Here is a 13,219-nt window from a genome sequence, read left to right as displayed (position 1 = left end):
AGGGTTTCAGGACCGCGTGGCGACCGCTTCCACCTCGAACAGGATGTCGGGCATGGCCAAGCCGGCGACCCCGATGACGGTTTGCGTGGGCGGCTTCTCCGCGCCGCCGCTCGCCACGGCCTGGCCGATTGCCTTGAGCTTGTCGAAGTCGGGGTTCACCACGTACGTCCTGAGCTGGACGACGTCGGTGAGGTCAAGCCCGTGGGCCGCGAGGGCCGTGCCGAGGTTGCTGAACGCTTGCTGCACCTGCTCGTTGAAGTCGTTCGAGACGACCATGCCGTCCGGGCCCGATCCGTACTGACCCGAGACGAACACCAGCTCCGTGCCGGCCGGGACGGAGGCGGTGTGGCTGTAGCCGAACGGGCTGGGGTCGTGCAAACCGTCTGGATTGACGATCGTGTGTGACACGTGGATTACCTCTTCTGTGGGATGCGTGTTTCTTGTAAGTGGCACTCAGTGCAGACGGAGCTCGGGGCGGTAAATGTCCAACCAGGTGCTCAGATCGAGTACTCGTTCCATGCCGTTGCGGACATCGATGGGCATCGCGTCCGAGTCTCGCCGCGTAATTTCTTCCAGCCGGCTACGGTCGACCAGATCGAACACCGGATCATCGGTCGAGAGTAGTTCCTTGCACTGTTGTAGCAGAGCGCCGGTGTACAGCGGATCGAGAGTGGCCGGATAGGGAGCTTTGGCTCGATTCAGCACCGACTGCGGCAACAGGTCGGCAGTCGCGGCGCGGAGCAGGCTCTTCTCCCTGCCGTCGAAGGTCTTCAATGACCACGGCGTGTTGTAGACATACTCCACGAGCCGGTGGTCGCAGAAGGGGACCCGGACCTCCAGTCCCACGGCCATGCTTATCCGGTCCTTGCGCTCCAGGAGCATGCGGACGAAACGGGTCAGGTGCAGGTGACACATCACCCGCATCCGCATCTCGTGGTCGCTCTCACCGTCGGCCCGCTCGACCTCGGCAACCGCGTCGGCGTAACGGTCGCGAATATAGGTGGGCAGGTCGAGTGCGGCCGTGATATCGGCATTGAACCGATCGGACACTTGGGCCCGCGCGCCGCTGACAAAGACGGCCATCCAGGGAAAGGTGTCCGCCGCCTGTGCCTCCGGCTGGTGGAACCACCTGTATCCGCCGAAGACCTCGTCGGCGGACTCCCCGGACAGGGCGACCGTGGAATGCTCACGAATGGCTTGAAACAGCAAGTACAGCGAGGCATCCATGTCACCGAGGCTGAGCGGGCTGTCCCGCGCGGTGATGACCGCACGGCGCACCCCCGGGTCGGCAATCGCGGCATGGTTGAGCACGATGGCCTCATGCTGCGAACCCACGTGCGTGGCCACCTCACGCGCGTAGGGGGCGTCCGTGGTGGGGCGCAGGTCGTCGGCGACGAAATCGTCCTCCCGCCCGACGAAATCCACTGCGAAGCTGCGCACCTGCTCGCCGGGCTCGCCGTGCTCGCCGGGCCTGCCGAGCTTGGCGGCAGCCAGTGCGGTGATCACGCTGGAGTCCAGCCCACCGGAGAGCAGTGTGCAGCGCGGCACGTCGGAGACCAGCTGACGGCCCACGATGTCCTCGAGCAACGTGCGCACGGTGGCGATGGTGGTCTGCCGGTCATCGGTGTGAGGGCGGGTCGGCAGGGTCCAGTAACGGCGTTCACGCAGGCCGGCGCGGTCGACGGTGACCACGCCACCCGGTACCACCTCGCGCATCCCGCACCACACCGCAGCCCCTGGCGTCTGGGTGAAGCTGACCAGCTCACGCAGTCCGTCGAGGTCGACCGCCCGGTCCGCCAGCGGGTTGGCGAGGATCGCCTTCGGCTCGGAGCCGAACAGCACCCCGTCATCGGTACCGGAGAAATAGAGCGGCTTGACGCCCAACCGGTCGCGGATCATCACGAGCTTGTCGGTCCTGGCATCCCAGACGGCGAAGGCGTACATGCCGTTGAGCCGCTCGGCGACCGCTTCACCCCACTCGAGGTAGCCATGAAGCACCACCTCGGTATCGCTGCGGGTCCGGAACCGATGGCCTCGACGGAGTAACTCGCTGCGGAGCTCAGGGAAGTTGTAGACCTCTCCGCTGTAGGTGATCGTCACCGCACCGTCGTCGGTGTCCACCCACATGGGCTGGCTGCCGCCTTCGATGTCGATGACGGCCAGCCTGCGATGGCCGAGCGCCGCGTGCCGGTCGAGCCGGGTGCCTTCGGCGTCCGGTCCCCGGCAGGCCATGGTCGCTGTCATCGCGTCCAGGTCCGCGCGGTGCTGAGTCAGATCCCGGTCGAACGAGACCCATCCCGCGATTCCACACATCGATTCGCCTTCTTCCTCTCGCGTGCACGGTCCAGGGCGCGGTCACGGTTGGAGCCGGCCGGCACGCCAGCCGGGGCCGTCACGCTCGTACCGCAGCCTCTGGTGCAACCGGTCCGGGTCGGCCTGCCAGAACTCGACCGACGCGGGCTGAAGCAGATAGCCCAGCCAGACGGCCGGGCGAGGCAGCGCCAAGCCGTCGCGGCCCAGTTCCCGGGCCTGCTTGCGCAACGCGTCCTCGTCCGGCAGTGGCGCGCTCTGATGCGAAGCCACCGACATCGGGTGCGTGCCGACCGGCCGGGCGGCCCACAGGGCATCGGATTCCTCGTCGGGCAACGGATGGGTCGGGCCGGACACGATCACCTGGCGGCCGGCCTCGCGCCAGTAGAGGACGCCTGATGCCCAGCCCGTCTCGGCCAGTTCTCGGCCCTTGCGGCTGTTGGCGTGGCTGGCGAACACCAAACCGGTGTCGCGAACCGCGAGCACCTGCACGATCCGGTTGGAGGCGTGACCGCGGGCATCGGCGGAGGCCAGTGCCAGCGCGCCCGGCTCGCGGACGGCGTTCGCGACCGCGCTGTCGAACCAGGCCTTGAGCAGGCCCATCGGTTCGGCGGGCGGGGCGGAGAACTCGTCGGCACCCGGCGGTTGGATCGATGCGCTCACGACGACTTCCTGACCGGTTCGAAGGCCAGGCCGCGATCGACCGGTTGGCCGGAGTGGACGCCTTCGACGATGGCCTCGACGTCGGTCGCCATTCGGTGAGTCGGCGGGTATCCGATGAGCTCGGTGGCCCGGTTCGGCGGCATCGGTGCCGTCAGGTCGGCTGTGGACTCCCACAGCATCACCGCGCCCCAGCGGTTGGTCTCCCGGTCGGAGATCCAGAACTTCAACCGCAGCCCCTGAATCCGCGCCCACGGCTCCACGCCTTCTTCTCGCAGATAGACGCGTAGGGAGTCGATGGTCTGGTCGGACCCGGCAAGGTCCCACCAGGAGATGGTGGCTTTCATGCGTTCAGTACCTCCTCGGTCTCCGTCAGCGGCGCCAGCAGCTCTCCCAGGAGGCGCTCCCCGTCCTGGGTGAGCACCGATTCGAGGTGGAACTGCACCGAGCTGAAGTGCGGCCCGCGCAGGGCATGTACCTCGCCCGTGCCGGCGTCCAGGCTGACCCTCACCTCGCCGACGCCAGGCACCTCCAACTGCTCGGCTCGCCCGCAGGCCACGTAAGAGTTGTAGAAGCCCACCCGTTCCCGCGAGCCGAACAGGTCGATCTCGCGCTGGGTGCCCTGGTTCGGGACCTCCCGGCGCCTCAGCCCGAGCCCGAGGTGCCGGCACAGCAACTGATGGCTCAGGCACACGGCCAGAAAGGGGACGCGCCGGGACAGCAAGTGCTCGATCGCCGAGGTGAGGTGGGCCATCCTGGGATGGTCAACCTCCCGCGGGTCGCCGGGACCGGGGCCCAGAACGACGAGATCGTGGTCGTCGAAGCGGTGGGGCGCGTCGAAGCGGGTGAGCTCCACCGTCAGCCCGATGGCGCGCAGTTGGTGGGCCAGCATCGCGCTGAAGGTGTCCTCGGCATCAATGATCAGCGCCCGGCGGCCGGCCAGCACCGGCTGCGGCTGTGCTCGCGAGTCGGCGTCGCTGAGCCAGAAGCGCGCGATCGTCGCGTTGCGCCTCCCCAGGGCTTCCCGGACCAACGGGTGCTCGTCGAGCCGCTCGTCGGCGCCCAGCGCCGAAAGCAGGCCCGCGGCCTTGGTGCGGGTCTCGGCGACCTCGGCGACGGGGTCGGAGTGCCGGACCAGCGTTGCGCCCACGCCCACCTCGACGTGACCGCTGCCGTCGAGGTCCGAGGTACTGATGTCGGCGGTGCGGATGAGGATGGCGGAGTCCAGGGTGCGCGCGCCGCCGGCGTCCCGGCCGATGAGGGCCGCGACGCCCCCGTAGTAGCCGCGGCCGCGCGGCTCGTAGCGGGCGATCACCCGGCAGGCGTTCTCCAGCGGGCTGCCGGTCACTGTGGGGGCGAACATCGTTTCCCGCAGGATGTCCCGGGGATCGAGGTCGCTGCGCCCCTCGATGATGTACTCGGTGTGCGCAAGCCAGGCCATTTCCCGCAGGAACGGGCCCACCACTCGGCCTCCGCCCCGGCAGACCCGGGCCATCATTTTCAGTTCCTCGTCCAGGACCATGTACAACTCGTCGGTCTCTTTGCCGTCGGTGAGGAAGTCCATGACCTCCGACAGCACCGGTCCTGTCGGCGGGTAGCGGTAGGTGCCGCTGATCGGGGTCATCGCCGCGACGCCGTCTCGCAGGCTGACGTGGCGCTCCGGTGTGGCGCCGACGAAGGTCCGAGTGCCCGTGTGCACGAGGAAGGTCCAGTAGGCGCCGGTCTCGCGGGTGAGCAACCGGCGGAACAGGCTCAGTGCGCTGCGCGTGGAATACCCGGTGATGGTGGCGACGAACGAGCGCTTGATGACGAAGTTCGAGCCCTCTCCGGTGCCTATCTCGTTGTCGAGCACCGCGCGAACCGTGTCGGCGTAGGCGTCGTCCTCGGTGTCGAAACGCCCACCGGTCAGGGCGATCGGCTCGTCCGGCAGGCGTCTCAGCGCCTCGGACGTGGCGATCCGGCCCTGGTCGGTCACCGACATCGCGAGCAGCGGTGAGCCGTCCTCAGCGGCGGCGAAGCCGCGCTCGGTGATCTGCTGGTGCGACACCAGGACCAGCGCTTCCTGCCGGGCCTCGCCGGGCCGCCCGGTCCCGTCGGCCAGCGGGATGTCGGCGAGCCGGGCCGGGGTACTGACCTGGCCCAGCAGGATCTCCATCCGGTCCGGGCCCAGGGTCTCGGGGCGGTGCAGAAGGGCGAAGGCGCCGGGGTTGGGTCCCAGCACGTGATCGAGTAAGTGAGGGGAGTTCATCGGAAGACCTCCTCGGTGGTGGTGACCACCGAGCAGCGAGCGGCCGCGTAGTCCAGGGCCAGCCGGTGGTACTCGGCGGAGAAGTCGCCAACCGCGTCGGCGACCAGGAACGGCTGGATGTCGTTGGTGAACGCCTCGATGGCCGTCACCAGTACGCCGACGTGCGCGTACACGCCGCAGATGATCAGCTGGTCGCGGTCCTGGTCGCGCATCCGCGCCAGCAGGTCCGAGCGGAAGAACGCGCTGTAGCGCCACTTGGTGAGCACCCGGTCCGCCGGCCGGGGTGCGAGCTCCTCGACGACCAGACGATCGAGGGGGTCCACCCTCATGCCCGGACCCCAGAAGTCCTTCAGCAGGCCGCGCTCCTGCTCCGTCATGCCACCGGGTTGCGCGGTGTAGAACACCGGGACCTCGAGCGCGGCGCAGCGCTCCCGCAGCAGCGCACAGTGGCGTACCAGCGGGTCACGCACCGACGAGGGAAACGGTGCGAGGAAATAGCGCTGCATGTCGTGCACGAGCAGCACCGCCCGGCGTGAGTCGAGGGTCCATCGCGCGGTGTTGACGGGCAGTTCGCCCTTCGTCGGCAGTGGGTAGCCTGGGATCGGAGCTATGCCCGGCACGGTTCTCCCTCGGCCCGGTTCGTCATCATCTGCGCCTGCCAGGCCGAGACCACCGATACTGCCTGGCGGGGGTTGAGTCGCGGGTCGCACAACGTCGTGTACTTCTCACCGATCCGGTCGGTGTCGTAGTGGGCGTCGACGCATTCGGTCACCGCGTCGGGGGTGGTCTCCAGATGTATCCCGCCCGGTATTCCGCCGGCTGTGCGAACGGCGACCTGGAACGCGGTGACCTCCCGGATGATCGTCTCCACGACTCGGGTCTTGCGTCCCCCGGCGGTGGTCACCGTGTTGGCGTGCATGGGGTCGACCAGCCAGATCACCGGGTGTCCGGCGGCGCGCACGGCCCGGACCAACGGCGGCAGCAGATCCATGGTCGCGTCAGCACCCATCCGAGCGATCAAGGTAAGTCGGCCCGGCTCCCGTCCAGGGTCGAGCCGCGCGCACAGCCCGAGCAGGTCGGGGACGGTCATTCGCGGCCCGACCTTGCAGGCAACCGGGTTGACCACTTCTGCCAACAGCGCGACGTGGGCCCCCTCGAGCTGGCGGGTTCGCTCGCCGATCCACGGCCAATGAGTGGAAGTGAGCGCGACCCGACCCTCCCGGTCCCGACGCAGCATCGGGATCTCGTAGTCGAGCAGCAGAGACTCGTGGCTGGTCCACACGGCCGGCTCGATGCGCGCCCGCGGCGTCGGGGTGAGGTTGGCCATGAGCTGGCTCGCCGCCCGGTAGCCCGCCAAGAGGCGCCGGGGATCGGCCCGCCGTGCTTCCGGGTCCGGCTCCGGACCGTTCACCATGTGCCCTCGGTACACCGGGATCTCGACGCCGCCGGCCCACTCGGTGTGCGCCGACCGTGGCTTGGCGTACTGGCCTCCGATCCGGCCCACCCGCACCACCGGCTGATGAGTAATCGCGTTCATGACGCCGGCGAGCACGTCGAGGAGTCCCGCCTTCCGCTCCACGTCACCCGCGGTGCATTCCGCGGGATCCTCCGCGCAGTCACCCGCCTGCACCAATTGCGCCTGCCCGGCGGCAACCCCGGCGAGCAACTCCCGGAGCCCGCTCAGTGATTCGGCTTCCACGAGCGGGGGAAGGGCCGCCAGCACATCCCGGACCTGCTCGACCTGTGCCGGGTCCTCCCACTGAGGCTGCTGCCGCGCCACCGGGGCCCGCGAAACTTCCAGCGAGGTGACGTTCAAGTTCTCTCCAAACCTCGGACATGTCAGCAACTCGCTATTCGCGCATCAACCGATGACCCGCAACCGATGGCCGGCGGCGGATTGACTCCCGTCTGTGCAGCCGGCTCGCCGACCAGTCGCTGAGCTTGAAAAGGACGAGACTGCCGAGGTGGCCCGATCAGTGGTGGGCCGATGTTCCGCTGCCGTGGGGCGGGTAGGGATTATCCTGGACGTACAGCCACGTACCATTCGGCTGTTCTTGTACGGTGTCGCAGAAATTCCCGGTGAAGCTCTCGCGGGTACCATCCGGCCCGGTCTGCTCCAGGGAATAGTCGCCCATTATGGCCGCCGTACGGCCACGTACTTTCTCACCTGTGCGCTTGCCTCCCGCCAGCACGGTCTGGCGAGGGTTGACCGTGAGCACCGGATCCGACTTGAACCATTCGACGTAGAACTCCCGTATTTCCTGGTGACCCCTGACAATCGATCCGTCGTAATCGACAATCGCCGCTTCGGGCTCATGGAGAGCGATGATTCCGTCCACGTCCTTGGCCTTGATCCGCTCGCCCAGGAACTCCAGCAACTGGGCGGGGGTCTTGGCGGCGGCCCGCGCACCGCCGATATCCGCGGAGGTCGTGGTGGCAGTCGAGTTGCTCGCGGCCGGCGACGCATTCGTCGTCTCGGCCTGGAGGACGAAGGTGGGGCCGACGAGGCTCCCAGCCGTCAGCAAAACGGCCGTGGCAGCGATCGGCAACGTGCGCATGATCCTATTCATGCCATCTCCCCCAAACTGGAGATGGCAACCAGGTAAATACAACGCGTCTGCAGCGTTGGACCCTCGGCCCCGCTCCTCGACGGAATACCGCGATCCGTTTGCTGCGGAATACCGCGATCCGTCTTCTGGCGGGTGTGGTCTTACCGGCCCCCGTTTGCCATCCCGTCCCCGTGATGGCAGTCATATAATCGTCCGAGACTGACCTCTGTCAAGGCCTGGAGAAATGCGACGGGTGTCAATATTTGGCTTTTCCGGCCGCGCGGTCGTAAACCATATTGACGGCTGTAGTTCTTGATCGTTGATGCGTTCGCGCTGGTCAGCGGCGCGGTTTTTGGCAGAGGTGGCCACCGTGATCATTAATGTTCGCGACGACGTGCGTCCCCGACGGCGGCCTCCGGTACAACCGTCCGCCCGCGACAACGTGCGGACGGGACGCTCTGACCTCGATGAATGGAACGCGTTCCGCGCACAAAGATGCGTCGGCTCGTCGTTGACCGGCGATCCGCGGCAGGGCCAGGGTGGTGGAGCCGGAACGGATTCCGATCTCCCGTTTCCGGTCACCGGACTGCGTGCAGGAGGCCGTGATGCTCCAGACAGAAACCCATGAACACGCCGAGCTCGCGGAAGACTCCGAAGCGTCTGTCGTCGGCGCGACACCGGCAGGCACACCGACGCCGTCGGCGGTCAGTCGCGGACTGTTCTTCCAGCGCTGCCTCTGGTGCGGCACCCCGGCCTACCGACGCTCGTTCTGCCGGGCTTGCGGGGCGACTGCCTTCAAACCGGAGCGCAGCACCGGTGCCGGGGTCCTCGTTCGCCGTATCGGCCAGGTTCCGCTCAACACGTGGTTCGTCGCGATGGACGAGGGCTTCAACCTGCTCTGCCAGGTGACCAGGACGGAGCCGGTCGTGGTCGCGGTCGGGGCGAGGGTACGAGTCGTGCGGGCCGTGGCTCCCCGCGACCAAGGGCTTCCCCTCATCGAACTCATCCACCGGGCAACGTCGTTGGAGCGCTGCTGGTGACAGTACCCGGCTCGATCGGAGTCACGGGGCCGGGGCGATCAGAGAAGGAGGGTGCGTGAGCACTCAGCACAACGTTCCGGACGGACGGGCCGACGATCCCGGTGCATCGGGGCGGGGCGCGCTCGACGGCCTGCGCATCGCCGACTTCTCCCGGGTTCTCGCCGGGCCCTACGCCACCATGCTCCTCGCCGACCTCGGCGCCGACGTGGTGAAGGTCGAGCGGCCGGGCATCGGGGACGACACCCGGGCCTGGCACCCGCCGGCGGGCCATGACGGCACGTCGACCTACTTCCTGAGCGTCAACCGCAACAAGAGGTCGATCGTGCTCGACCTGACCACGGAGGCCGGCCGGGCACAGGCACGCGCCCTGGTCGCCGAGTCCGACGTGCTGGTGGAGAACTTCCGGCCCGGCACGATGGAGCGGCTGGGCCTCGGCCACAAGGAACTCCGTGCGCAGCGCCCGGAGCTGGTCTACTGCTCGATCAGTGGCTTCGGCAGCGGTGCGGGCGCCGCGATCCCCGGGTACGACCTGCTCGTGCAGGCCGTCGGCGGCCTGATGAGCGTCACCGGGGAGGCGCACGGAGAGCCGGTGAAGGCCGGCGTGGCCCTCGTCGATGTGATCACCGGACTGCACGCCTCGCTCGGCATCCTGGCGGCCCTCCGGCACCGGGACGCCACTGGTCAGGGGCAGCTCGTGGAGGTGAATCTGCTCGGCTCACTGCTGTCGGCCATGGTCAACCAGGCGTCGGCGTTCGCTGTCGCCGGTGTGGTTCCGGGACGCATGGGCAACGCGCACCCGAGCATCTCCCCGTACGAGACCCTTCCCACCGCCGACCGTCCGCTCGCCCTCGCGGTGGGCAACGACCGGCAGTTCGCGGCGCTCGCCGACGTCGTCGGGGAACCCGGTCTCGCTGTCGACGACCGCTTCCGCACCAACGCCGACCGAGTCGCCCACCGTGCCGAACTCCGGGACATCCTGGCCAAGCGGCTCGGTGCCGCGGGCGCCGACCACTGGTCGGCCGTCCTGCTGGCCGCCGGGGTGCCCGCCGGACCGGTCAACACCCTCGACGAGGCCTTCGCCTTCGCCCACAGGCTCGGCCTGCCCGGCGTCGTCGACATCCCCGCCGCACCGGTCGACGGGGAGGCAGGCAGGCCCGCCCGGCAGGTCGCGCACCCCATCTCGCTGAGCGGGACACCCGCGCGGTACCGCCTGCCCCCGCCCGGCCTGGGCCAGCACACCGCGGAGATCCTCCACGGCCCGTCCGACCGTCCCTCGGTGTGACCCGGCACGCCCCCCGACCCATTCGCAGCGCCGGCATCGCGACCGAGCCAACCACCCGATTTCCCACCCCTGATGACAAGGAGCCCACACGATGAGCGGCAAGCCTCTGAAGAACCCCCTCGATCTGCTCGACATCGCCTTCGTCCTGACCGACGAGGAGCGCGAGATCCAGGCCACCGTCGGCAGGTTCCTCGCCGACCGGGTGCGCCCGCATATCGGCGAGTGGTTCGAGAACGCCCACTTTGCTCGCGAACTCGCCCCCGAACTGGGCAAGTTGGGTGTGCTCGGTATGCACCTCGAAGGGTACGGCTGCGCCGGCACCAACGCGGTCGGCTACGGTCTGGCCTGCCTGGAGCTGGAGGCGGCGGACTCCGGTTTCCGCAGCTTCGTCTCCGTGCAGGGCTCGCTGTCGATGTTCTCCATCTGGAAGTGGGGCTCGGAGGAGCAGAAGCTCCAGTGGCTGCCCCGGCTGGCCGCCGGTGAGGCGATCGGCTGCTTCGGCCTGACCGAGCCCGACTTCGGCAGCAACCCCTCCGGAATGCGCACCAGGGCCGTCCGGGACGGCGACGACTGGATCCTGAACGGTTCCAAGATGTGGATCACCAACGGCGGCATCGCCGATGTGGCCACCGTCTGGGCGCAGACCGAGGACGGCATCCGCGGCTTCCTCGTGCCGCGCGGCACGCCCGGCTTCACCACGCAGGACATCAAGCAGAAGATGTCGCTGCGCGCCTCGATCACCTCGGAGCTGTACTTCGACGACGTCCGGCTGCCGGACTCCGCGCGACTCCCGCTCGCGGAGGGCCTGCGCGGACCGCTGTCCTGCCTGAACGAGGCCCGCTTCGGCATCCTGTTCGGCGCGGTCGGCGCCGCCCGCGACTCGATCCAGGCGGCCATCGCCTACGCCGACTCCCGGGTGCAGTTCGACAAGCCGATCAGCGCCTTCCAGCTCACCCAGAAGAAGCTCGCCGACATGACCGTGTCCCTGGGCAGCGCCGCACTCCTCGCCGTACACCTGGGCCGGCTCAAGGACCAGCACCGCATCCGGCCCGAGCAGATCAGCGTCGGCAAGCTCAACAACGTCCGGGAAGCCATCGCCATCGCGCGGGAGTGCCGCACGATCCTCGGTGCCAACGGCGTATCCCTGGAGTACTCGCCCCTGCGCCACGCCAACAACCTGGAGTCCGTCCTCACCTACGAAGGCACCAGCGAGATGCACACCCTGGTCGTCGGTCAGGCGATCACCGGCTACCCGGCGTTCCGCTGACCACCGAAGGCTGAAGGAAGACGACCGTGAACATCGTCGTACTCGTCAAGCAGGTTCCGGACACCGCTGCCGAGCGCACCCTGTCCGAGGCCGACCACACCCTCGACCGCGAGAACGCCGACCTCGTCCTGGACGAGATCAACGAGCGGGCCGCGGAGGAGGCCCTGACGCTGAAGGAGACGGCGGGCGCCGAGGTCACCGTCGTGTCCATGGGACCCGACTCCGCACTCGATGCCATCCGCAAGGTCCTGGCGATGGGCGCCGACCGCGGCATCCACATCTGCGACGACAGGCTCCGGGGCGCCGACCTCGTGACCACGGCGAAGGTGCTGGCAGCCGCCGTGCGGACGGTGAAGGACGTCGCCCTGGTACTCGCGGGCAACGCGACGACCGACGGACAGTCGAGCGCGGTCCCCGCCATCGTCGCGGACCTGCTCGGCCTGCCGCAGCTGACGCATGCCAGGGAGCTGACCGTGGACGCGGGGCGGGTACGCGCGGAGCGCGAGACCGACAACGGCGAGGCGACGCTTGACGCACCGCTGCCCGCGCTGGTCAGCGTCACCGAGAAGATCAACGAACCCCGCTACCCCTCCTTCAAGGGGATCATGGCCGCCAAGAAGAAACCGGTGGAGACGGTCGGCCTCGACGACCTGTTCCCCGACGCGGACGGCACCGGGCTCCTCACGACCCGCACCCACGTCGTGGAGGCCGTCCCGCGTCCGGCACGGGGCGTCGGAATCCGTGTCACGGACGACGGCTCGGCCGGCCGACGACTCGTCGACTACCTGATCGCCCAGAAGCTCGTCTGAACCGCCCTCCCCAGCAGTACGACCAGAAGCAGGCACCCATGCCCGATGTCCTCGTCCTCGTCGACCACGACGGGGCACGCGTCCACAAGTCCACGTACGAACTCCTCACCGGCGCACGGCGGTTGGGCGACCCGGCCGCAGTCGTCGTGGGAACCCCCGGCACTGCGGCCCGCCTCAAGGATCCCCTCGCCCGTCATGGCGCCACGAGCGTCTACGCGGCCGAATCCCCCGAAGCGGACGAGTTTCTCTCCACGCCGGCCGTCGACGCCCTGGAAATCGCGGTCCGAGAGGTCTCCCCGGCCGCCGTTCTGGTCTCCGCGACGACGGACGGCAAGGAGGTGGCCGGGCGTCTCGCCGCACGGCTGGACGCGGGGCTGCTGGTCGACGCGGTCGACGTGGACCCGGCCGGCGTGGCCACCCAGGTCGTCTTCGGCGGGTCGTACACCGTGCGCTCACAGGTCACCCACGGTCTGCCGGTGATCGCCGTGCGGCCGGGCTCCTTCGAGCCGGAGGAGCGTCCCGTCAATGCGGGGGAGCGGCAACTCGCCCTGCCACCGGTCGGCCGTGCGGCATCCGCCCGCATCACCGCCCGGCGAGCCGTGCTCGCGGGCGACCGCCCCGAGCTCACCGGGGCGACCGTCGTCGTGTCCGGCGGACGCGGTGTCGGGGGAGCGGACGGCTTCAAGGTGGTGGAGGAACTGGCCGACGTCCTGGGCGGAGCGGTGGGCGCCTCACGTGCCGCGGTCGACGCCGGCTATTACCCGCACCAGTACCAGGTGGGGCAGACCGGCAAGTCCGTCTCCCCGCAGCTGTACATCGCCCTGGGCATCTCAGGGGCCATCCAGCACCTCGCCGGCATGCAGACCTCCAAGACGATCGTCGCGGTCAACAAGGATCCCGAGGCGCCGATCCTCGACCTGGCCGACTACGCCGTGGTGGGCGACCTGTTCGCCGTGGCCCCCCAGCTGGCCCGGGAAGTGGCCGCCCGCAGGGAGGCCGGTTGAGGGACCGGGGCGCGACGGCCGGTACGGTGGCTCGGCCCCCGACCTGGCGA

13 protein-coding genes are annotated in these 13,219 nt (G+C 68.8%); 5 read left to right on the top strand and 8 right to left on the bottom strand.

Features of this window, described 5'->3' with window-relative positions; genetic code table 11:
* Positions 1 to 6: 6 nt before the first annotated feature.
* From PV963_RS06005 to PV963_RS05970, 8 genes are all read right to left on the bottom strand, one after another.
* Complete coding sequence (locus PV963_RS06005) at positions 7 to 408, bottom strand: RidA family protein (RefSeq protein ID WP_274814539.1); 402 nt, start codon at positions 406 to 408, stop codon at positions 7 to 9.
* Between the two features lie 45 nt (positions 409 to 453).
* The gene (gene asnB / locus PV963_RS06000; protein ID WP_274814538.1) at positions 454 to 2,313 is read right to left on the bottom strand and encodes an asparagine synthase (glutamine-hydrolyzing); all 1,860 of its coding nucleotides are present in this window, start codon (positions 2,311 to 2,313) and stop codon (positions 454 to 456) included.
* A 42-nt stretch (positions 2,314 to 2,355) separates the two neighbouring features.
* A complete protein-coding gene (phzG, locus tag PV963_RS05995; protein ID WP_274814537.1) occupies positions 2,356 to 2,973 on the bottom strand; it encodes a phenazine biosynthesis FMN-dependent oxidase PhzG in 618 nt (205 codons plus the stop codon).
* Complete coding sequence (locus tag PV963_RS05990) at positions 2,970 to 3,317, bottom strand: hypothetical protein (protein WP_274814536.1); 348 nt, start codon at positions 3,315 to 3,317, stop codon at positions 2,970 to 2,972. The genes phzG and PV963_RS05990 overlap by 4 nt, the downstream gene beginning before the upstream one ends.
* Positions 3,314 to 5,218: an anthranilate synthase family protein gene (locus PV963_RS05985; protein ID WP_274814535.1), complete on the bottom strand. Its 1,905-nt coding sequence runs from the start codon at positions 5,216 to 5,218 to the stop codon at positions 3,314 to 3,316. Before PV963_RS05985 ends, PV963_RS05990 begins: the two co-directional genes overlap by 4 nt.
* Positions 5,215 to 5,838 carry an isochorismatase family protein gene (locus PV963_RS05980; protein ID WP_274814534.1) on the bottom strand — a complete coding sequence of 208 codons (624 nt, stop codon included), beginning with the start codon at positions 5,836 to 5,838 and terminating at the stop codon, positions 5,215 to 5,217. The genes PV963_RS05985 and PV963_RS05980 overlap by 4 nt, the downstream gene beginning before the upstream one ends.
* A complete protein-coding gene (locus PV963_RS05975) occupies positions 5,826 to 7,034 on the bottom strand; it encodes a 3-deoxy-7-phosphoheptulonate synthase (RefSeq protein ID WP_274814532.1) in 1,209 nt (402 codons plus the stop codon). The genes PV963_RS05980 and PV963_RS05975 overlap by 13 nt, the downstream gene beginning before the upstream one ends.
* Positions 7,035 to 7,191: 157 nt before the next feature.
* A complete protein-coding gene (locus PV963_RS05970; protein WP_274814531.1) occupies positions 7,192 to 7,776 on the bottom strand; it encodes a YybH family protein in 585 nt (194 codons plus the stop codon).
* 530 nt (positions 7,777 to 8,306) lie between these two features.
* Here PV963_RS05970 and PV963_RS05965 point away from each other — a divergent pair.
* The 5 genes from PV963_RS05965 to PV963_RS05945 all read left to right on the top strand — a co-directional run bounded on the left by PV963_RS05965 (position 8,307) and on the right by PV963_RS05945 (position 13,169).
* Positions 8,307 to 8,807, top strand: coding sequence for a hypothetical protein (locus PV963_RS05965; RefSeq protein WP_274814530.1), 501 nt, complete (start codon positions 8,307 to 8,309; stop codon positions 8,805 to 8,807).
* Between the two features lie 55 nt (positions 8,808 to 8,862).
* Complete coding sequence (locus PV963_RS05960) at positions 8,863 to 10,089, top strand: CaiB/BaiF CoA transferase family protein (RefSeq protein ID WP_274814529.1); 1,227 nt, start codon at positions 8,863 to 8,865, stop codon at positions 10,087 to 10,089.
* 91 nt (positions 10,090 to 10,180) lie between these two features.
* On the top strand, positions 10,181 to 11,356 hold the full coding sequence (locus tag PV963_RS05955; protein ID WP_274814528.1) for an acyl-CoA dehydrogenase family protein: 1,176 nt from the start codon (positions 10,181 to 10,183) through the stop codon (positions 11,354 to 11,356).
* 26 nt (positions 11,357 to 11,382) lie between these two features.
* Entirely contained in the window at positions 11,383 to 12,165 is a 783-nt protein-coding gene (locus PV963_RS05950) for an electron transfer flavoprotein subunit beta/FixA family protein (protein ID WP_274814527.1), read from the top strand.
* Between the two features lie 38 nt (positions 12,166 to 12,203).
* A complete protein-coding gene (locus PV963_RS05945; RefSeq protein WP_274814526.1) occupies positions 12,204 to 13,169 on the top strand; it encodes an electron transfer flavoprotein subunit alpha/FixB family protein in 966 nt (321 codons plus the stop codon).
* The last annotated feature ends 50 nt before the right edge of the window (positions 13,170 to 13,219 follow it).

The sequence above is a fragment of the Streptomyces coeruleorubidus genome (assembly GCF_028885415.1).
GTDB lineage: Bacteria > Actinomycetota > Actinomycetes > Streptomycetales > Streptomycetaceae > Streptomyces > Streptomyces coeruleorubidus_A.
Note: the sequence above shows the minus strand (reverse complement) of the source record. Positions and strands in the feature narration are given on the sequence as shown.